Origin of the sequence: Pseudanabaena sp. PCC 6802, assembly GCF_000332175.1 — a bacterium.
Lineage (GTDB): Bacteria > Cyanobacteriota > Cyanobacteriia > Pseudanabaenales > Pseudanabaenaceae > PCC-6802.
On record NZ_KB235914.1, the window covers coordinates 1,266,689 to 1,286,781 of the forward strand.

At 47.2% G+C, this 20,093-nt stretch carries 21 protein-coding genes, 1 tRNA gene and 1 pseudogene; 14 read left to right on the forward strand and 9 right to left on the reverse strand.

The features are described from left to right. The first annotated feature begins 23 nt into the window (after window positions 1-23). Genes PSE6802_RS0111120 through menH form a run of 3 tightly spaced genes read left to right on the forward strand, consistent with a single transcriptional unit; the run spans window position 24 to window position 1,934 of the window. Window positions 24-584 carry a restriction endonuclease gene (locus PSE6802_RS0111120; RefSeq protein ID WP_019500140.1) on the forward strand — a complete coding sequence of 187 codons (561 nt, stop codon included), beginning with the start codon at window positions 24-26 and terminating at the stop codon, window positions 582-584. After that, entirely contained in the window at window positions 581-1,123 is a 543-nt protein-coding gene (locus PSE6802_RS0111125; protein ID WP_019500141.1) for a hypothetical protein, read from the forward strand. Before PSE6802_RS0111120 ends, PSE6802_RS0111125 begins: the two co-directional genes overlap by 4 nt. Window positions 1,124-1,133: 10 nt before the next feature. Continuing rightward, on the forward strand, window positions 1,134-1,934 hold the full coding sequence (menH, locus tag PSE6802_RS0111130; RefSeq protein ID WP_019500142.1) for a 2-succinyl-6-hydroxy-2,4-cyclohexadiene-1-carboxylate synthase: 801 nt from the start codon (window positions 1,134-1,136) through the stop codon (window positions 1,932-1,934). 137 nt (window positions 1,935-2,071) lie between these two features. Here menH and PSE6802_RS0111135 read toward each other — a convergent pair whose 3' ends face one another. Then, a complete protein-coding gene (locus PSE6802_RS0111135) occupies window positions 2,072-3,010 on the reverse strand; it encodes an AAA family ATPase (protein WP_019500143.1) in 939 nt (312 codons plus the stop codon). 100 nt (window positions 3,011-3,110) lie between these two features. Continuing rightward, entirely contained in the window at window positions 3,111-3,584 is a 474-nt protein-coding gene (locus PSE6802_RS0111140) for a MarR family winged helix-turn-helix transcriptional regulator (RefSeq protein WP_036945622.1), read from the reverse strand. A gap of 106 nt (window positions 3,585-3,690) precedes the next feature. Here PSE6802_RS0111140 and PSE6802_RS0111145 point away from each other — a divergent pair, with 106 nt between their 5' ends. Beyond that, a complete protein-coding gene (locus PSE6802_RS0111145) occupies window positions 3,691-4,344 on the forward strand; it encodes a class I SAM-dependent methyltransferase (protein WP_019500145.1) in 654 nt (217 codons plus the stop codon). A 156-nt stretch (window positions 4,345-4,500) separates the two neighbouring features. Beyond that, window positions 4,501-4,935, forward strand: a complete 435-nt coding sequence (locus PSE6802_RS0111150) for a DUF3531 family protein (RefSeq protein WP_019500146.1) — start codon at window positions 4,501-4,503, stop codon at window positions 4,933-4,935. A gap of 15 nt (window positions 4,936-4,950) precedes the next feature. Here the strand turns inward: PSE6802_RS0111150 and PSE6802_RS0111155 are convergent, their stop codons facing one another. After that, on the reverse strand, window positions 4,951-5,925 hold the full coding sequence (locus PSE6802_RS0111155) for an MBL fold metallo-hydrolase (RefSeq protein WP_019500147.1): 975 nt from the start codon (window positions 5,923-5,925) through the stop codon (window positions 4,951-4,953). A 154-nt stretch (window positions 5,926-6,079) separates the two neighbouring features. On the opposite strand from PSE6802_RS0111155, the gene PSE6802_RS0111160 reads away from it, so the two are divergent. Next, window positions 6,080-8,032: a bifunctional serine/threonine-protein kinase/formylglycine-generating enzyme family protein gene (locus tag PSE6802_RS0111160; RefSeq protein WP_019500148.1), complete on the forward strand. Its 1,953-nt coding sequence runs from the start codon at window positions 6,080-6,082 to the stop codon at window positions 8,030-8,032. Between the two features lie 102 nt (window positions 8,033-8,134). Here PSE6802_RS0111160 and PSE6802_RS0111165 read toward each other — a convergent pair whose 3' ends face one another. Continuing rightward, on the reverse strand, window positions 8,135-9,901 hold the full coding sequence (locus PSE6802_RS0111165; RefSeq protein ID WP_019500149.1) for an ABC transporter ATP-binding protein: 1,767 nt from the start codon (window positions 9,899-9,901) through the stop codon (window positions 8,135-8,137). A gap of 170 nt (window positions 9,902-10,071) precedes the next feature. Between PSE6802_RS0111165 and PSE6802_RS35800 the strand changes: the two genes are divergently transcribed. Beyond that, entirely contained in the window at window positions 10,072-10,449 is a 378-nt protein-coding gene (locus tag PSE6802_RS35800) for a GNAT family N-acetyltransferase (protein WP_412973433.1), read from the forward strand. A gap of 265 nt (window positions 10,450-10,714) precedes the next feature. Next, the gene (locus PSE6802_RS0111170) at window positions 10,715-10,933 is read left to right on the forward strand and encodes a hypothetical protein (protein ID WP_019500150.1); all 219 of its coding nucleotides are present in this window, start codon (window positions 10,715-10,717) and stop codon (window positions 10,931-10,933) included. Between the two features lie 37 nt (window positions 10,934-10,970). On the opposite strand, the gene PSE6802_RS0111175 is transcribed toward PSE6802_RS0111170, so the two are convergent. After that, window positions 10,971-11,042 (reverse strand) — tRNA-Thr (locus tag PSE6802_RS0111175). A gap of 61 nt (window positions 11,043-11,103) precedes the next feature. Next, a pseudogene (locus tag PSE6802_RS28595) lies at window positions 11,104-11,712 on the reverse strand (pseudouridine synthase). Window positions 11,713-11,834: 122 nt separating this feature from the next. Between PSE6802_RS28595 and ccsB the strand changes: the two are divergent. Next, window positions 11,835-12,890: a c-type cytochrome biogenesis protein CcsB gene (gene ccsB, locus PSE6802_RS0111185; protein WP_019500152.1), complete on the forward strand. Its 1,056-nt coding sequence runs from the start codon at window positions 11,835-11,837 to the stop codon at window positions 12,888-12,890. Window positions 12,891-12,896: 6 nt separating this feature from the next. Next, window positions 12,897-14,528: a dipeptide ABC transporter ATP-binding protein gene (locus PSE6802_RS0111190; RefSeq protein ID WP_019500153.1), complete on the forward strand. Its 1,632-nt coding sequence runs from the start codon at window positions 12,897-12,899 to the stop codon at window positions 14,526-14,528. Here PSE6802_RS0111190 and PSE6802_RS0111195 read toward each other — a convergent pair whose 3' ends face one another. Both PSE6802_RS0111195 and PSE6802_RS0111200 read right to left on the reverse strand, forming a co-directional pair. After that, window positions 14,529-15,005 carry a universal stress protein gene (locus PSE6802_RS0111195; protein WP_019500154.1) on the reverse strand — a complete coding sequence of 159 codons (477 nt, stop codon included), beginning with the start codon at window positions 15,003-15,005 and terminating at the stop codon, window positions 14,529-14,531. It abuts the gene before it with no gap. A gap of 326 nt (window positions 15,006-15,331) precedes the next feature. Continuing rightward, window positions 15,332-15,733 (reverse strand): hypothetical protein, encoded by a 402-nt coding sequence (locus tag PSE6802_RS0111200; protein ID WP_019500155.1) that lies wholly within the window; start codon window positions 15,731-15,733, stop codon window positions 15,332-15,334. A gap of 289 nt (window positions 15,734-16,022) precedes the next feature. Here PSE6802_RS0111200 and PSE6802_RS0111205 point away from each other — a divergent pair, with 289 nt between their 5' ends. The 4 genes from PSE6802_RS0111205 to PSE6802_RS0111220 all read left to right on the forward strand — a co-directional run bounded on the left by PSE6802_RS0111205 (window position 16,023) and on the right by PSE6802_RS0111220 (window position 18,904). After that, window positions 16,023-16,403, forward strand: coding sequence for a response regulator (locus PSE6802_RS0111205; RefSeq protein ID WP_019500156.1), 381 nt, complete (start codon window positions 16,023-16,025; stop codon window positions 16,401-16,403). A gap of 205 nt (window positions 16,404-16,608) precedes the next feature. Further along, window positions 16,609-17,292: a class I SAM-dependent methyltransferase gene (locus tag PSE6802_RS0111210; protein ID WP_019500157.1), complete on the forward strand. Its 684-nt coding sequence runs from the start codon at window positions 16,609-16,611 to the stop codon at window positions 17,290-17,292. 183 nt (window positions 17,293-17,475) lie between these two features. After that, window positions 17,476-17,754, forward strand: a complete 279-nt coding sequence (locus PSE6802_RS0111215; RefSeq protein ID WP_019500158.1) for a small RNA NsiR4-regulated ssr1528 family protein — start codon at window positions 17,476-17,478, stop codon at window positions 17,752-17,754. Between the two features lie 79 nt (window positions 17,755-17,833). Then, window positions 17,834-18,904: a metallophosphoesterase family protein gene (locus PSE6802_RS0111220; RefSeq protein WP_019500159.1), complete on the forward strand. Its 1,071-nt coding sequence runs from the start codon at window positions 17,834-17,836 to the stop codon at window positions 18,902-18,904. A gap of 388 nt (window positions 18,905-19,292) precedes the next feature. Here the strand turns inward: PSE6802_RS0111220 and PSE6802_RS0111225 are convergent, their stop codons facing one another. Continuing rightward, window positions 19,293-20,093, reverse strand: coding sequence for a prohibitin family protein (locus PSE6802_RS0111225; RefSeq protein WP_019500160.1), 801 nt, complete (start codon window positions 20,091-20,093; stop codon window positions 19,293-19,295).

Below are 20,093 nucleotides of genomic sequence, written 5' to 3' on the forward strand. Positions count from 1 at the left end.
CCCAACCCCTGTAAGATCTAGTCATGGCAGGTGCAGAAGAATATAAAATAAGAATCAAAGGATATCAGTGGAGCGATCTTCTGGAGCTATGGCATCAGATTCTGTCACGCAAAACGCCTGACTGGGATACAGGCAAAGCATTAGAGTATTTTATACTAAGGGCATTTGAGTTAGAAGGAGCAGAAGTAGTATATCCCTACAGCATTTATCAAGGTGGCGAGCAGATCGAGCAAATAGATGGTGTAATCTATATTAGCGGACTTGCGTGTATAGTTGAATGTAAGGACTACGCTCCAAGCGCTCCAATAAGTATTGAGCCAATTGCAAAGCTCCGCAACCAGATCCTACGCAGACCAACAGGAGTAATGGGCAGTATATTTAGTACAAGTGGATTTACCGATTCAGCTATTACCCTTGCCCAGTTCATGCTGCCACAAGCTATTTTGTTATGGGAAGGAGACGATATCAACTATGCTGTTCAGAGCAAATTGCTGTGTCAGTCCTTTCTCCAGAAATATCGCTATTGTATAGAGTATGGGGTTCCTTATTATGGCATTTCTAGAGGAGGTATAGATCTCAAATGAATGCATATATAGTTACTGAAGGGCAATCGGATGTTGATATACTGCGAAAGCTCCTACCTGAGGAAATCGCACAGCAGGTTAGTATCATTGGAAGAAATGGCAGGTCAAGTGCGATTTCAACCGCAGCAGGCATTATGATAGACAAACGCAAACCAGTAGCTTTGGTTCTTGATTCAGATACAGAGGATCAGAGAAATATCAACGCTCAGCTCAGTACTTTAAACTATCTACTCCGTCAAGCTTTAGCAGGTAATACATTCAAAGTAATTCTTGCAATTCCTGAAATAGAGACTATCTTCGCCCAAGATCGCTCCCTGCTGTCAAAGATTGTAGGTAAGCAAGTAGAAGAAATGGAATGGGAATATGCTAAAAGTCAGCCCAAGAAGTATTTCAAGAAGCTGTTAAGCGACTCTCCACAATGGTTGTATGAGATTTTAAATAAGCTTACCGAGGAGGATATACAAATTCTCCAGCAACATGAACTTCTCGTCAGTCTTTCTCAATTTTTAACAGAATCTTGTATGGCTGCAACTATTTGATTTGAGATTAGTGATAGGCGAATCCGGTCAACATTTCAGCTACTATACAACGGGAGATTCTCACAATCCCCCCATCCTGTTTTTGCATGGCTTTATGGGCGATCGCACTGAATTCCACGCAGTCATGCTGTCTCTCGCTAGTCAATATTACTGCATCTCTATCGATTTACCCGGTCATGGCGATCTGTTAACTGATCGCGATCTCAGCAACTACACGATTATCGATACAGCACGCGCGCTAATTGAATTCCTAAATGCATTCCAAATCGAGAAATGTCATTTAGTCGGCTATTCTATGGGTGGACGACTGGCTTTATATCTGGCGCTCCATTTCCCAGAATATTTTCTTAAAATTGTACTGGAATCAGCTTCGCCTGGATTAAAAACAGCATCGGAACGGAGCGATCGCTGGCAAAGCGATCTTAAATTAGCAGAAAGACTGGAAACTGGGGATTTGGAATTATTTTTGCGTCAATGGTACGAACAACCTATATTTGCTGCGTTGAGAGAACATCCAGATTTTGAGAAATTGTTGGAGCAGCGATCGCAGAACGATCCTGTCGCTTTGGCGCGATCGCTGCGCCATCTCAGCGTAGGATGTCAGCCTTCTTTATGGGAAAAGCTAAGTGAGAATACAATTCCTCTCCTTCTATTAGTGGGGGAATTAGATCTAAAATTTGTAAATATCAATACTGAAATGGCAAACCTATGCCAATTGGCGAAACTAGAAATCATCCCTCATTGTGGGCATAACATCCATTTTGAAAACACAAATCTATTTATTGAGAAAATCAAACATTTTCTGTTATGACAGATCCATTGGTAGGGGCAGGTTTCGTCTAATTTCTACTGGTAAAAGTCAAAAACTTCTTACTAAAACTGCCCCTACACTGAGGACATCAATAGAAAGTTTACAAGTGAAAATATTTTCCAAGTTGATGGATAGGGTTAAGGAACTGCAATTGTATGGAGTAGGCGATCGATTACGGCTTTGCTGGATTTCCTTCCTGCCACAATCAATCTATGCCCCAGCACGTAAGGAGCCAGAAACTTGACATCATCGGGCATGACATAGTCCGATTGCCGATTTGGATCGAGCATTATGCGGAGGAAAGCTAAACTTTGGACAGCCCGCTGGAGCGCTGCGGTTCCCCTAGGGCTAACTCCTAGCGTCACCTCGCTATCATCGCGAGTAGCACGAACTAAATCGACAATATACTGACTAATAGTGGCATTTACAGGTACGTTGGCACAACGACGACGCAGTTCCAGCACTTCCTCTGGCGTAACGCATGGCTCTAACTGACTGGCTCCCACTTCACCCGTCTGCATCCGTTGCAACATCTGCAATTCTTCATCCTTGCTGGGATACCCCAAACTAAACGAGAGGGCAAAGCGATCGAGTTGAGCTTCGGGCAACGGAAAAGTGCCCTGGTATTCAATGGGGTTTTGGGTGGCGATCGCAAAGAAAGGTATAGGAACTTTATGGGAAACGCCATCAACAGTCACCTGGGTTTCTTCCATCACTTCCAATAGAGCAGCCTGAGTGCGCGGTGTGGCGCGGTTGATTTCGTCGGCCAGGAGGATATTGGCAAAAACGGGGCCGGGTAAAAACTCGAAAATACCATCGCGGGGACTCCAAATATTCGTACCCGTAATATCAGTTGGCAGTAGATCGGGCGTGCATTGTACCCGTTGAAATTTTCCTGCGATCGAAGCAGCTAGAGACTTGGCTAATAAGGTTTTGCCTACTCCAGGTACATCCTCTAATAGTGCGTGTCCCCCCGAAAGCAAAGCCACCAGTACGAGCTGAATTGCCTCATCTTTGCCCACGATCGCTTTAGTCAGGTTTTCGACCAGTTGCTTTACTTTTTGTCGATCGTCCATGATTTTTAATATGCTGTACAGCCATTGAATAACGCCAATTATGACATTACTGTTGGCTATTAGCAGCCAGCATTTTTGTAAACCCTAGCCCACAAAAGATTTAGCGCAACATTTGCTTTAACTGCTTGCTTAACCGTCTTAGTACTTTAATTGAGATTTGCAACTCGTCAATATCCATATCTTGGGCAAGACTTTCAGCTTCTTGAGCTATGCGTTCTGAGATCTCTTGAAAAACAAGTTCTCCTTTAGCCGTGATCTGTAAAAGTTTTGATTTCTGGTGGGCGGGGTTGGAGATCGACTCAATTACACCCTCAGCAATCATCTCGTTGGCTAATTTTTGGACGTGCTGACGAGAGACGGGGCGCGATCGCGCAATTTGCGGCACTGTTTGCGCTCCCTCCACTTTTAAGCTGCGCAGTATCCCCCAATAGCCACCATCTGTAGCAGTAACTGCTCCAATCCGTTTACCCACGGCCCTCAATAAAAAAAATACAGAAATGGTTTCGAGCATAAGCTCCTGCATCGCTTCACCGTTAGCCGTCTCATGCGTTCTATTTACTTTGTTGAGTGACATTAATCTGGACAGTTTTACATTGAGTTGCCAAGGTTGACAACTTAGTTGTCAAATTGGTAACTTAGTTGTCATAATCCCATTATGCTCAACTTGGGGGTACAACACAATGAGTTTGAGTTCATCTTCTCTAGAACCCTGTCCTGCTGCTTGCAAACCATCAGGTATTTTCAAACAATTTAGTAACCCAACTGGTTGGCTGGGCTGGTGCATCGGTCAGCTAATGGCAATAAAGAATCGCGAACGCAGTGAATGGGTAATTGAACTGCTGCAAGTTCGACCCAACGATCTAATCCTGGAGGTTGGTTTTGGTTCTGGTGCAGACATTGGTAGAGTGAGTGCCCTGGCAACGCAAGGATTCGTGGCTGGGATCGATCGCTCGGATGTCATGGTAAAACAGGCCGGAAGGCGCAATACAGCCGCTATTCAAGCTAAACGTGTCGAATTGCAGTGCGCTACAAGCTCGTCGATTCCTTATGATAATGCTATGTTTGATAAGATTTTTGCGATCAATGTAGCCCACTTTTGGACGGAACCATTGGAAGTACTGATGGAGTTAAAACGGGTCTTGAAACCAGGTGGTCTACTTGCACTTGCAATTCAACCTAGAATTCCTAATGCCACTGAATCAACTTCCCAAGAGACTGGTAAATATCTAGTTAATCTCCTCGCAGTTGCTGGATTCGAGCAAATTAGATGCGAAACTAAATACGTCAAACCAGTTTCAGTAGTTTGCGTTTTAGGCACTACAAACCTAGCATAATCGCTTATGGAGGCAGCAATCGCGGTTATATAGCGCTTTTCAATTGAGAACGGGCTTTATCAGGGTAGGCCCCCTTCTTGGGGGCATTGCCCCCCAACCTCCTATCTCTTCCGATCTGAAAACCGCTATACTCATAAAGGAATTGGAAATTTAAACATGCATGTAAGTTTTCGCGAATGCGATTGGTTCGATCTGTGGATTTGGGTTGAGTTTCAGAATTTTCCCTCGGAGCCAGAAAAGCAAATGGTGGATGAGTTGTTTAACTCGTGGTTTTTGTTAGGGAAGCTGGGAGGATTCAACGCAGTTAATCTACAAGTGCAGGAGATGGGGCTGGATATTAGCTATCTCGACTACGATAATGCTACCGCCGAAGACGAGATGATGTCGGTCATGCACAATATGGGCGAAGTTGAATACGAACGCAACTGGGCTAGATGCTGGTTAGATTTGGGGACTGCTGATGCGATCGCGCTCGACGTGCTGGTTAATGCCCTGCGTCAGTTCAGTCAGGAATACGTGGCGATCGAGCAAGTCATTATTGGCGGTCAAAACGATGATTGGCCGATAAATCGGGAAGATTTAGACAACTAAGCTGACTGCCATGTCTTAAAGATCGACGCAAGTACCATCGCCAGCAAACGACCACTTCACAGGATGGAGCCTGATTTTGGAGTTAGTTGCCATCTGCAAGGCTTTATCGTAATAGCCCCGAGCTTCCTCATCTGCTAAGGCAATTTTTCTATCGGTGGCGGCTGGATCGTGGTGGACGAATAGTACCTGCTCGATACCCTCGCGCATGGCAATATCGAGGGCAACTGAGGCGGAAGCATGTCCCCAGTTAACTTTCTCCATTGCCTCTAGCAGCGTGTACTGTGCGTCCATCACCGCCAAATTTATACCCTGGTACAGTGGTAGATCGTTACCTAAATCTTCCCGCGTGACGCGCTTCATCTCATTATCAACGCAGTGAGAGAAAACTTTCCCATCTGCTTCAATTCGGTAGCCCCAGCAAGGATCGGGATGATCGAGTTGATAGGGAGTGATTGTAAAATCTGCTAGCTTAAAAGGCTGGCGCGGCTTTAGAATGTGAAATTCCAATTTGGCATCTACTTGCTCTAAAGTGAGAGGGAAGTAAGGCTTTTGGAACACCGTGCGAAAAACATCTGGCAGTTCTGGTTGAACGGCATAAACATGAATTCTATTCCCAGGCACAAATAGAGGTACAAAAAATGGCAGCCCCGCCAAATGATCCCAGTGGAAATGGGTATAAAAAAGATGCAATTCCCCCCTGCCCCGACTGCATTCGTCCTTCATTAGTTGGTACCCCAGCCGTCGGATGCCGCTACCGCTATCAATTATTAGTCGTTCCTGGTTGCTGGTAACCTCAACGCACAGAGTCTCTCCCCCAAATCCTCCAAATTGACAGGGTGTCAATGTGCTTAGATACGGTTCAACATCTTCGAACTGTTTGCCCCCAGACTTCAAAAAACCGTACAGCACATCTCTGATACGTTCCTCAATCCTGGCAGGTGATTTAGGCGTTGTTAGGGAACCCCTCGTTCCCCAAAGCGTAACTCGCATTGGTGCTACCTTTTTAACTTAAGATCCGTTTGCAATTGGGTATACATAAATTATCCAGTATCTACTCGCAATTCTTCCCAATTAAGCAATATTTTTTGATATGGGTATATATGGCTATAATTAAATAAATTCTGATCTGGATCGATCGCCCCCTATGCTAGTTGGTACAACCCTACGCAATCGTTACAAGATCGTCAAGCTACTAGGAAAAGGGGGAATCGGCGAAACTTATTTAGCTGAAGATCTGGATATACCCGTTACACCTAAGCCCACATGCGTTGTTAAGCGGCTGCGCTCACAGGCAATAAATCCAGAAATTACCAGATTGTTTCAGCAGGAAGGGGAAATTCTCTATAAATTGGGGCAAAAATGCCATCGGATCCCCAAACTATTTGCCTATTTTCAAGAAGCAGACGAGTTTTTCCTCATACAAGAGTTTATTGACGGTTACGATCTCAGCGAAGAGATCGTTCCAGGGTATAAGTGGTCAGAAAGTGAGGTCATCGTCCTGTTGCAAGAGATCCTGGAAGTTCTGGAGTTAGTCCACCAGGAAAATATCATTCATCGCGATATCAAACCGGAAAATCTAATGCGCCGCAACTCTGATGGGAAGATCGTGTTGATTGACTTTGGTGCTGTCAAGCAATTTAGCGGGATGCAAGTCAACGCACAAGGACAAACCACCCCAACCGTTTCGATCGGGACGCTGGGCTATATGCCTGCCGAACAATCAATTGGCAAGCCCAGACTTTGCAGCGATATCTATGCGGTGGGCGCGATCGGCATACAGGCTCTAACTGGTCTGTTGCCAAGACAATTTCCAGAAGATCTCAAGACCGGAGAGATTGTCTGGCGAAATCTCACTCAGGTCAGCGATCGCTTCGCCAATGTCATAGACACGATGGTGAAGCTGCAGTTTAGCCAGCGCTACCAATCGGCAACAGAAGCACTACAAGCCCTGAGAGCCTTGCCAACCGCCCGATCGTCAACCCCATCTTCGTTGCAGGCAACTACGATCTCCTCAAAGACATCGCCAGCAGTAGCTGCCATACTCAACGTTCTCCAGCCACCAAGCAGTTTACCCACTACTCCTATATCTCATTCTTATCCAAGTAGGCGCAGATTTATTATCATTAGTTCTTTGGTAGGAGTGGGAGTTCTCAGCGCGATCGTTTGGGAGAATTTTCGACCTAAGTCAGATCGAACTCCAACTATACCGAATAATAACAATCGACCGTCACCGCTTCCCGCATCACAGACGGCGAAATTGCCTCTCAAGAAGGCAACATTTGACGTAGTCACGCTAGATAGTCGGGGTCAAGAAACGCTCTCCCGCCAATCTGGACAGTTCCTAACTGAAGACCTGGGTAAGGGCATAGGATTGGTGATGGTAGAAATTTCAGGCGGTCAGTTTCTCATGGGATCGCCAGATACAGAACTAAGTCGCAGGAGCAGTGAAAGCCCCCAACATTCTGTCGCGATCGCTCGTTTTTTTATGAGTAAGTACGCGATCGACCAGACAAAATGGCAGGCGATCGCGTCTCTTCCTAAAGTCGAACGCGATTTGCCTGCTAATCCGTCTGGATTTAAAGGGGCAGAGTTACCCGTAGAGAATATTTCCTGGTTGGAAGCGATCGAGTTTTGCGCTCGATTATCAAAATACTCTGGGCGCACCTACAGGCTGCCAACCGAAGCAGAATGGGAATATGCCTGTCGCGCTGGAACCTCCACTCCATTCCATTTTGGAGAGACAATCTCTACAAATCTCGCCAATTACTATGGCGACTATACCTACGGCGCGGGTCGCAAAGGTGAATTCCGCAGGACAACCGTAGATGTAGATAAGTTCAAAGCCAACGCCTTTGGTCTTTATCAGATGCACGGCAATGTCTGGGAATGGTGTGCTGACTATTGGCACCCCAATTATCAGGAAGCTTCTACTGATGGCAGTGCGTGGCTGGGAGACGGTCAAAACGCCCAGAGAATTCTGCGGGGCGGGTCGTGGGGCAACAGTCCGGGCGAATGCCGATCGGCATCTCGTTTTAAAGCCGTATTAGATTATCGGGGGCACGATGTTGGTTTTCGAGTATGTTTCTCAGCGACATAAGTTATACCAATTCTCTAAAGTAAAATTACAGATTGCTGGAGGGGCGAACGGCCGTTCGCCCGTACTTAGATTGATATGTAGTTTGATTTTGAAGAATTGGTATTACGAACCCTGGTGTACGAGATTCATTGTGGGAATTGAGCCGATCAGTTTCTGCGTATAAGCAGTTTGAGGCTGGCTGTAAATTTGTTCTGCCGTATCGATCTCCTCAATCTTGCCACGGTTCATCACCATAATGCGATCGCTCATAAATTTCACGACGCTCAAATCGTGGGAAATAAAAATGTAAGTTAACCCAAATTCTACTTGTAGCTCCTTAAGCAAATTTAACACCTGTGCCTGTACCGATACATCCAGAGCCGAGACCGATTCGTCCGCCACAATTAATTTAGGATTAAGTGCTAATGCTCTAGCAATGCAAATACGCTGGCGTTGTCCGCCGGAAAACTCGTGGGGATAGCGGGTCAGATCGCTGGCGCTTAAGCCTACCCGCTCCAGCAGATAAGCTACCCGCTCTTGCCGCTTTTGCTTATTCTTGAATACGATCGCATGTTCGCTATGGATTACCAAAGGTTCCGCGATCGCCTCACCAATACTCATGCGCGGATTCAAAGAACCAAAGGGATCTTGAAATACTATTTGCATCTCGCGGCGTAACTTTTGCAGTTGGCGCGCCTGCATCCGGGTTACATCCTGCCCGTCAAACCAGACCTTGCTGTTAGCCATTGGTTTCACTAATTGCAGAATTGCCCTGGCTAGCGTAGTTTTACCGCAGCCCGATTCTCCCACCAGACCGAGCGTCTCGCCTGGATATACTTCAAAGCTGACATCATTAACCGCAGTGACGTAGCGACGGGTCATGCCCCAGACTCCGCGCTCGGGGAACTGCACCCACAGGTTCTCTACTCGCAGAAGTGGTGCTTGCGCCTGTAGTGCTTGCAATCTCTCTTCAGCTTCTGTGACGGTAACAGTTTGCTGGAAACGGCTTTCATCCGGGTGTTTGTCAATAATTTTGCCGTCTACCTCTTCCATATAATCGCTGACGGTGGGCAGATATTTGCGACGCAGCTCCGGCTGTGGGCGACAAGTAACCAGACCTTTAGTGTAGGGATGCTCGGGTTGTCTGAATACATTAAGCGTATCCCCATACTCCACAATTTTGCCTTTGTACATAACAGCAACGCGCTCGGCAATTCTAGCAATCACGCCCAGATCGTGGGTAATAAAAATCATCGACATCTGACGATCGCGCTGAATCTGCTTCAGCAAATCTAGAATCGTCGCCTGGACGGTAACGTCCAAAGCAGTAGTTGGTTCGTCGGCAATCAGGATAGCAGGGTTGCAGGAAATCGCCATCGCGATTGTAACCCGCTGTAACTGCCCGCCGGACAGTTCGTGAGGATACCTCTTAATCATTTGTTCCGGTGATGGCAGTTGCACTTCCGTAAATAATTGAATCGCCTGCGCTTCTGCCTGCGCTTTCGTCACTTTTTGATGCAGTTGAATTGCTTCGACAACCTGGAAACCACAGGTAAACAAGGGGTTGAGCGAGGTCATCGGCTCTTGAAAGATCGTGGCGATGCGATCGCCGCGATATTGACGCATCCGATTGGGGTGGAGGGTTGTGAGGTTGACCTGCTCCGTCTCGGTATGAAATAAAACTTCACCTTTAACCCGTCCAGTTTGACCGAGCAGACCCATAATCGCCAGAGCGGTGACGGACTTACCCGAACCCGACTCTCCCACAATCCCGAGAGTTTCGCCCTGGTGCAACTGAAAAGACACATCCCGCACGGCATTAACTACACCTTCATCGCTTTTAAAATCTACCTGAAGCTGGTTTACGGTTAGGATTGTGTCTGTCTGCATAGTCTAGAACGCCCGGATAAATTTTCCTAGAGGTTCCTTGATTATAGACATGTTGGTGCGATTGGCAATTAGGTGTTAATTGACGGCTTCTTAAAGGCTTACGTATCCAGCACTTTGGCTTGGGTTGCGGAGTTGCATGTATTTTCGCCTACAAGCCTTCAGTTGCTGGCGTGTACGTCCATCCAAATTTTATACGTCGAGGTATAGGCTCGCAACTGCTTGAAGCATTAGAGAAAATAGCGATGGACAGAGGAGATGAGACTATTAATGTACTTTCATCGTTGGCAACAGAAAACTTCTATCGAGCGAATGGCTATCAATTAATTCGCAAATCAGGTTTCTATTCGGAGTACACAACCTGGATACCATGCGTAAATTTTAAAAAGGAGCTTATTCGTACTCGAGGAGCTAAAAGATTGTACAAGCATGTACGCTCCTTTTTACCTATACTGAACCGAGTATTTTTGTCTATTCTGCTTGTACTTGTAGTAGTTTCAGCAATTATTCTCTTACCACTGTTAATTAGCTGGATAATGAGTCTATTTTGATAAACTAGTGCAGCGCCACATCTTAATTTTAGGGTTGCTGTCTTTTGAAAGCCTCATTAGGTAAAGCCTTCAGAGATTGTCAACACGACTTGGAAGGTTAGCACTCAGTTACAGGGCTGAAACCCAGTATCCTCGTTGAAAAGGCTAAAGTGCTCATCCTCTGAGACCCTTATTTGGTAAGGTTTTCAAAATAACCTTCCAAGTCGTGACTTAACGGGAAAAGTCAGATTCAGAAGCTATCGATACCAATCGAGGAGAAGTGTAAATGATTTGGCAATCTACTACTGATGCAGCAAAAGCACTCAAGAAGCATCCAGAAACACTCAGGCGCAGAATACATTCTCACGAGTTTACCTACGGAATCCATTACCGTAAAATTACTTCAGCTACGGCTAGTCGTCCTGAGTATGAGTTTAACGTTGACGCTATCAATACTCTTTGGGCAACGCCGCCAGAAAAACGCAAGCCTGCAAAAATAAGGTAAATCTTAAGGCAAACTTTTTATACTTTTCTGAAACCCAAGCTGGTGACGGGATTTGAACCTGCGACCGGCGGTTTACAAAACCGCTGCTCTACCGCTGAGCTACACCAGCAATCAAACAGTTTTTAATTTTAACAGATCTCAGATTGCAGATCTATGCCTTTGTCTTGTAATTATCTGGATAAGCCCGTTAGTTTTAGTAAAGGTGTTAGTTCGGCATCTGTGAGGTTGCGCCATTGTCCTGGTGCGAGGGTGCCTATTCGTAAGTGGGCGATCGCTACCCTAACCAACCTTAGGGTGGGGAAGCCGACGGCAGCAGTCATGCGGCGCACCTGGCGATTTTTGCCTTCGGTGAGGGTCATTTCTAGCCATGCGGTGGGGATGGTGGCACGATCGCGAATGGGGGGGTGGCGCGGTGGTAGATCGGGTGGCTCTGGGAGCAGGCGCACTTTGGCCGGTTTAGTTTTGTAGCCGCCTTTAATTACGACACCTGTTTGTAATTTCGCGATCGCAGCCGCATCGGGAATATGCTCTACTTGTACCCAGTAAGTACGGCTATGCTGGAAGCGCGGATCGCTGAGTTTATGTTGTAGTTGTCCATTATTAGTTAGTAGTAACAGCCCTTCGCTATCTAGATCGAGGCGACCCACTGGATAAACGGATGCGACGGGAATTTAGTCTTTGAGTGTAGGTCTTGAGTCATTGGCGTGGGAGTTGTCATTATCGGTAAATTGGGTTAAAACTCCGTAGGGTTTATTAAAAATTAAGTAGCGGTAGGACATGGTGTTTTGCTGTTGCCAAAACCTCAAATATTTTAGACTTGGATAGTTCCAGTCCCAAGGCAGCAGTTTAAAGCACTATTTCGATAAAATTGATCTAACTAGACCGGAGAACACGCAACGAAATGCAACTTGTCGCACTGCAAAGCCTTTTAGACAATATTTCATTTGCCATTCTATTCACGACCATGCTGGTGTATTGGGTAAGCATAGCTTTTCCTGGCATCGGCTATTTAGGCTCCATTGGTACGGCTGGGATGGTAATCGCTAATCTCAGTATTGCCACGTTGCTGGGAGCGCGTTGGTTAGATGCTGGCTACTTTCCCTTGAGCAACCTCTACGAATCGCTTTTCTTTCTGGCTTGGGGCATAACTGCCATGCACCTGGTGGCGGGAAGCATCGGTAAGAAAAATGCCAACAGTAAAAACCTGATTGGTGCTTTTACCGCCCCGATCGCGATGGGAATTACGGCGTTTGCTGCCCTCGTGCTGCCCAACGATATGCAATTATCTGCACCTTTAGTTCCTGCCTTGAAGTCAAATTGGCTGATGATGCACGTGACGGTGATGCTATTAAGCTATGCGGCGTTGATGGTCGGGAGTTTACTGGCGATCGCTTTTCTGGTAGTTACGCGCGGCGAAGAAGTCGTGTTGCAAGGTAGCTCGTTTGGCAACGATAGCAAGCGTCATAGCTCTCCCATCAATCGCGTAGTTGCATACAAGGATGTTGCCACCCTGAGCACGGAGGAATTTGTGGTTGCCAATTCTGCGGCATCGGTTAATGGTAATGGTCGCGCTACATCGACTACTTTACTGATGGACAAACCAGTAACGCAGCGTCAACCCCTGTCGCTCCAGCGCTTGACTTTGGGCGAGACCTTAGACAATCTCAGCTACCGCACGATTGGGCTGGGCTTCCCTTTGCTGACAATTGGTATTATCGCTGGCGCGGTGTGGGCTAACGAGGCATGGGGTTCCTATTGGAGTTGGGACCCAAAGGAAACCTGGTCGCTGATTACCTGGTTGGTGTTTGCTGCTTATTTACATGCGCGCATCACTAAGGGCTGGCAGGGACGCAAGCCTGCTTTGCTTGCCAGTGCTGGTTTACTAATTATTTGGACGTGCTATCTTGGGGTCAATCTTTTAGGGAAAGGACTGCATAGCTATGGTTGGTTCTTGTAAGCACCGATGCTGCTAGAAATTAAGGATTTAACGGTTAGCTACGGTGCGGCTTTGCCAGCGGTAGAGCGGGTGAGCTTGCAGCTACAAGCAGGTGAAAGTTTAGGTTTGGTGGGCGAGAGTGGTTGCGGGAAGTCAACGCTGGGGCGATCGCTGATTCAGCTATTACCAAGTCATGCCCAAGTATCAGGTCAGATTTCGGTTGCCGATACGTCAGTCCTGGAATTGTCGGCGGGTCAGCTCAGGCATCTGCGCGGTGAAAAGGTGGCGCTAATTTTCCAAGACCCGATGACGCGGCTCAATCCGCTGATGACGATTGAGGCACATGGTTTGGAAGTACTGCGATCGCACTGCCCCAATCTCTCTAAGCTGCAAGCAAAACAGCGGGTTCATCAAGCACTCCATGCTGTCCGCATCGATCCGAAACGGGCGCGCCAGTATCCCCACGAGTTTAGCGGCGGGATGCGCCAGCGCGTCACGATCGCCCTAGCGTTACTATTAAATCCGGCCTTACTAATTGCAGACGAACCAACTACCAGTCTGGACGTGACGGTGGCGGCGGAAATTTTGCAAGAACTGACGCAACTCCGACGCGAGAAGAATATGGGATTGCTGCTGATTACCCACGACCTGGGGTTGGTAGCAAGGTATTGCGATCGCATTGCGGTGATGTACGATGGCGCGATCGTGGAGACTGGCGATGCACTGCAAGTGTTTCGTCATCCCCAGCACCCCTATACGCAAAAACTACTGCGATCGGTAATTCACTTTAAAGATCCTGCGAATCGAGAGACTGAGTCCAATCGCTCTGGCCAAAATCGATCGGATCGACCGTTACTGAAAGTTAGCAATCTCGTCAAGCACTATGCCACTGGCAGTAACCTGTTGGCGCGCTGGTTCGATCGCGCGGACAGCTTAGTGCGAGCGATTGATGGGGTTAGCTTCAATATTTATCCCGGCGATATTTTTGGTGTAATTGGTGAAAGTGGTTCCGGTAAAAGTACGACTGGGAGAGCGATCTTACAGTTGGTAAAACCGGATCGAGGTTCGGTGGAATTCGATGGTGTGGAATTGACCGCTCTCAAGGGCGAAAAGCTGCGCCGCCTCAGACCGCAGATGCAGACGATCTTTCAAGATCCGCGTGCCTGTCTCAATCCCCGCATGACGGTTTTAGAAAGCGTCGCCGATCCGCTATTAATTCATAAGCTAGTGCCTAATCTAGCGACCGCGCAGGAGAAGGTGCTGTCAATCCTAGAAAGGGTTGGTTTACCGCGCCAGTTCGCCTCGCGGTTACCTCAGGATCTCTCTGGCGGGCAGTTGCAGAGGGTGGCGATCGCCCGCGCTCTAATTACAAATCCGCGATTTCTGATCTGCGACGAGCCGGTCAGCATGTTGGATGCCACGATTCAAAGCCAGATTCTGCATCTGATGTTGGAGATCAAGCAAGAATTCAACCTCACCTTCATGTTCATCACTCACGATCTAGGCGTAGCGCAAAGCTTTTGCAATCGCCTTGCCGTCATGCGGCAGGGCAAGATTGTCGAGCAAGGCACGACTGAAAGCCTCTTGGGTAATCCCCAACATGCCTACACCATGGCTTTGCTCAATTCTATTCCTCGTCTGCCCGCGCTAGAGATTTAATCATGCCGCTTGCACCACCAGCACCGAACAGGGAGCGTGGTGCAGGACGTAACTACTGCTGCTACCAACAAACAACTCTTCCAGTCCCGATATGCCGCGTCGCCCTAAGACAATCAGGTCAGCCTCCCAGGTTTTGGCAATCGTGCAGATGGTTTTGCCAGGGCTGCCCAGGTTTTGAGAAAACTCAGTGGCAATACCAGCCGCAGTAGCTTCTTCCGTTAGCGATCGCAAAAGGTCTATCCCTTCTTCTTCCCTGGTCTTCCAACGCTCCTGGTATTTGCTCATAATTTGTGAATTTAGCTCTGGGAAGTAACCCAGGCTGGCAGGGTAGGCGCTAGTTGACGGATCGTCTTCGGCATCCAGGGAAAGTACGTGGAGGAGCATAAGAGATGCTCCATGAGCTTTAGCTAGATCGAGAGCTTGCTCGAACACGTGGCGATCGTGAATGTTAATTGCTGCCAGGATTTTCTTAAACATGACAAATCTGAAAATAGTTCAATATTATAGCCATAGACAGATCTGTTAGGACAGGGGGTGTGGGGGCTGCGCCCCCACGCAGGGGAGGCAGGGCAGTCTTGGGGGTTCCCCGCTAGAGCCACTGCCGTGTGGAACCCCTGCGCCCCGTCCTAAGCCTGTTGGCTATAGCTATAAGAGCATTCAGTAATTAACGCACAACTAAATTAACCATAGTTTAAGAGCTAGTACACCAAAACAAAAGTTTTAGAGGAGGTAGAGGGGGTGAAGCCCCCTTCTGATGGCTTTGCCTCCATTCCCCCATGTTGCCAAATTTATGATTTGCAGCACTAGCTATGAAATAGCTCAAATATACTGCGGCAGAAATGCTTGAGGCGGCTGGCAAATTCATCAGTGGGTAAGTAAGGGCCAATAAATTGCCAATCATCGACCGTAGATATCGTCCATTGTTTACCCTGGTGCCCAAATCCCGATGCTTCAATGCCAATGAGATATCCATCATGAAAGCGGATCTGTACCAGAACGCATCGGCTTCTCACCAATTTGCTAATGCCAGGAAAACTAAAACTGATATCGATCGAGTCAGGATCGACTAGCTGTCGCGTATCCGGGTCGTTTGTCCAGGGACTGAGATCGGCTTTGGCATCTGGGAACTGCTGCTTAAACAAGCTGACCGCAGATGCAATCTTAGTGGCTACCTCAATACTTCTTGCCTGCTCCGCTGCGTTCATCTTGGCTTGCTCGACTTGAGGACGGGGTATTGCAAAACACCTTATATCAACCTCGATCGATTTGTAAACTGCTGTGTAGAACTGATTTATAGAGACTTAAGGTGGTTTAGAATAATTAAAACAGGATTTCCAAAGAATATACTCTTCGGGTTGCAACTCTAGTTTACGCAATAAGTAAATGTGCGTACTAGATTATATGACCTATGGTAGAAGATAGATCTAACGTAAAAAAGTATATTTCTTTACATAATAAATCTTTCTGGTAGCGACTTTATTTAGTTGAGTTACTATGACATCTTCAACAACATCTGCATTGCGTGTCCTGGTTGTAGATGACCACGAGTTGACCCGCTGTACTTTGAAATTATCCTTAGAGTTTCAGGCGCATATACAGCTTGTTGGTCTTGCTAGTAACGGTAAAGAAGCATTAGAACTTGTTCGCAAACACCAACCCGATCTAGTTGTTTTGGATCTGCATATGCCAATCATGGATGGTTGGACAACTTCGCAAGAAATTAAGCGCAAATATCCACAAATCAAGATTGTTGCTTATTCTTCTGTTGATGGTGGCAAGGCGCAAGCTCAAGCTGACGGCGCAGCAATTGATGCCTTTTGTGAAAAAGGTGCATGTACTAAAAGTTTGTTGGAGATGATTAGGGCGATCGCCTAGTCATCGTTACGGGAATTACGCAGAGATACCATAGGTAGGGTGGCCACTGCGCACCTTAAAATTGTTATTTATAGCTGTAACACAGATCTGTTAGGACAGGGGGTGTGGGGGCTGCGCCCTCACGCAGGGGTCTCACCCCTGCACCCCATCCTAAGCCTGCTGACTATAAGCTATAGTTTATTAGCCTAAATGTTGAGCAAAGGATTTGACTTCTAATTCTGAGAGTTTTGCTAGTTTAGTTGAGTCTGTAGGTAAACGCTTCGAGCGGGAATACAAGCACGAACCTTTCAGCCTGCCGCCAGAGGTTGAAGCTATGCCTCTGTTTCGCGAGTGGGTTAGCGGTGCTTTAGCCAGCAGAACTAGTTCGCCTTTTTGGGAGTTGGCGCAAATACGCAAGCAGCACCGCTGTCTGGACGTTGGCTGCGGTGTCAGCTTTCTGATCTATCCCTGGCGAGAATGGGATGCTTTTTTCTACGGTCAGGAAATCAGCGTGGTGGCACGCGACGCGCTCAATTCACGCGGCTCGCAACTCAACTCCAAACTATTCAAGGGCGTGAAACTTGGCCCCGCCCACCATCTGCTGTATGAAGACGATGCGTTCGATCGCGCGATCGCTACTGGCTTTAGTTGCTACTATCCCTTAGATTATTGGGCAACTGTTTTGCAAGAAGTGAAGCGAGTCTTGAAACCGGGGGGGATATTTGTATTCGATTTTGTCAATCCTGACGCTGAGATAGCTGAAAATTGGTCGATCCTAGAGCTTTATTTGGGGGTGGAAGTATTTCTGCATCCCTTAAAAGATGTAGTCGATTTGGTAGGCGCGGCAGGCGGTAAAGTTACGGCAACAAAGCCTGGCGAGCTTTATCAGATGTATCGAGTCACCTTTTAGCCCGATTAATGTGGACAGTGATCGCTTCACTATTAGCAGCAACAATAGCTTTACTGCGGTCAAGTCAATTTTGATGTTCGTCAGTCATGTGATTTTTCAGGATAGGTGCTCTAGCTTAATGTTAAAATCCTGAGCTAATGCAATGCTTAATCATTTTTATTCTATATACCAACTGAGCCTGCTATGGAAACGACAACTGGTGCTGACGCGATTGATGTGGCGATCGCTAAAGGAATTGATTTTGACGGTTCTGCCATCGATCCTAAAAAGCTAGAACTTTACAAAACCGTAATGGCAATTGAGGCAAATCGCCAGCGCAGTGGGGTTGTGAATACGATGCGATCGCGCATTGTCCGCATTGGTGCCAAGCATATTCCCCAAGATGAGCTGAACCAGAAATTACTAGATGCGGGGTTTAATCCACTCAAAGAGAAAGAAATCGCCTTTTATTACACGAAATAGAAACTTTGCATATGTAAGGTGGGCAATGCCCACCCTTTTAGAAAGCTGACCGCTGAAAGCCGATCGCTGAAAGCTAACTATGGAATTGAAATTCAAATTTGCGATCGCATCAGATCTTCACATCGCTTTACCTGAAACGGTTTGGGATCATCCCAGCCGATTCCATCTGGTTGAGTTCAGCATTCCCGCCCTAGAAGTGGTGCTGTCTCATTTAGCCCAGCTTAATCTGGATTTTCTCCTGTTGCCCGGCGATCTGACCCAGCATGGCGAACCAGATAATCACATGTGGTTGACTGCAAGGTTAAGACAGCTTCCCTATCCCGTTTATGTCATTCCGGGTAACCATGATGTCCCAACGGTAGAAAGCATGGACTGCTTTGCCCCATATTACAGACAGTTTGGTTATAAAAATCCGTCGCGTCTCTACTACGACTGCGAAGTTCTACCTGGCGTTCATCTGATTGGGTTGAACTCCAATCAATTTGATGCGGATGATGGACAAATTGGCTGGATAGATCGAGTGCAGCTAGATTGGCTGGAGTCGGTTTTGAGTCGGGTTAGCAAAGATAAACTAGTCCTGGTTATGGTGCATCACAACATCTTAGAGCATATGCCAGGACAAGCTAGTAACCCCTTGAGCAAGCGCTATATGCTTGACAACGCCGATCGACTTTGCCAGCTACTGCATCAAGCCAACGTTAAGTTAGTCTTTACGGGACATTTGCACGTTCAGGATATTGCCTACAGCGATCGCTTCGATCTCTATGACATTACTACTGGTTCCCTCGTCAGTTATCCCCACCCCTACCGCGTACTCACCTACGAACGCGATCGCGATGCAGAGCGCTTGTCGATCGAGTCATATCGTGTAGAAGCAATACCAGAGCAACCCAACCTCCAGCACTTTTCGCGCGAATGGATGGGCGATCGCTCTCACCTATTTATGCTCAACCTGCTGACCAAGCCACCATTAAATCTGCCAAGCGCGATCGCTTCAAACCTGACACCTCACCTGCGTTATTTCTGGGCAAATATTGCCGATGGCGATGCCGAGTTTAGCTTCCCCAATTTTCCCACTAATGCCAAGAAGTACTTTGAGGCATTTAGCGATCGTCCTCCCGCTGATAACAACGCGATTCTGAGGCTCTAGCCTTCCGCGCCATGTCACTAATCTGTTGTTTGACCTCAGCTAAATGACCTCGGTAGGTGTAGTTCAGGATAAAGGTACACCGCTATAACTATTTATGTTGTAGGACTTTTTGGCTATTGTGCTAGCGACTCCAAATCCTCCCCCAATCCTCAATTCTGGGTGGCACAATTATCAAAGCCCTCCAGAATTGGGGGATTGAGATGGTATAGGACTATGCTTAGTTCTCAGCGATATAGCATTTTTTAATTGAGAACAGGTTTTATTGACGGGGTGAAGGGGTTTCACACGGCAGTGGCTCTAGCGGGGAACCCCCAAGACCGCCCTGCCTCCCCTTCTTGGGGGCAACGCCCCCAAACCCCCTTCTCGTTTTCATCTGAAAACCGCTATATTATTTCTTGCGTAATTTGAGCAGCTTATTTAAATCCAAAAATTTGGTACTATCCTCTCCTAAAATGAGAGGCAGGTTGCCATCCCACTTATCGATTATCAGTTTTTGCAATACGCTGGGAGTCACGACATCGTGTAGCAAGCGCAGCGATTCTGCCTCTCCTTTAGCCAGGTTCACTCTCGTCTCTGCCTCCTTAATTGCTTTTCGGGCAACGAATTCCGCGCGTTTTGCTTCCTGTTCCGCAATCTGTTTTGCTTCTACCGCATCGCTAAATCGTTTTGAGAAGTGCACGTGAACGAGAGAGATATCGTCAACTGCTACGTGATAGTTAGCCAGTCGCTTGGTGAGCAGGTTGTCTACGCCATCTTTGACTTCCCCGCGTTTGGTGATAATTTCCTCCGCAGTGTATTTCGCCATTACAGCTTTTAATACCTCCTCCACAGCAGGATTAATAATTCCATCGACAACATTATTCTCATCGCCAATACGTTGAAAAATCAAGTTAGCTTCCTCCGGTACGATATGCCAGTTGAGTGCAACATCAGCGAATACATCTTGCAGATCCTTAGAGGAAGCCTCAGCCGAGATTTCCTGTTTTTGCACGCGCACGCTCAAATTTTTCACAGTTTCAACAATAGGAATGACCAAGTGAATGCCTTCTCCCAGGATTTGCTCCTGCACCTTGCCAAATTGCATGACTACGCCCCGCTCGCCAGCACTGACGATCTTCAGTGGACTGAACAGGACAGCCACCAGTAACAGAGCGAAAATTATCTTACGTCCGATCGCACGGCTATCCAT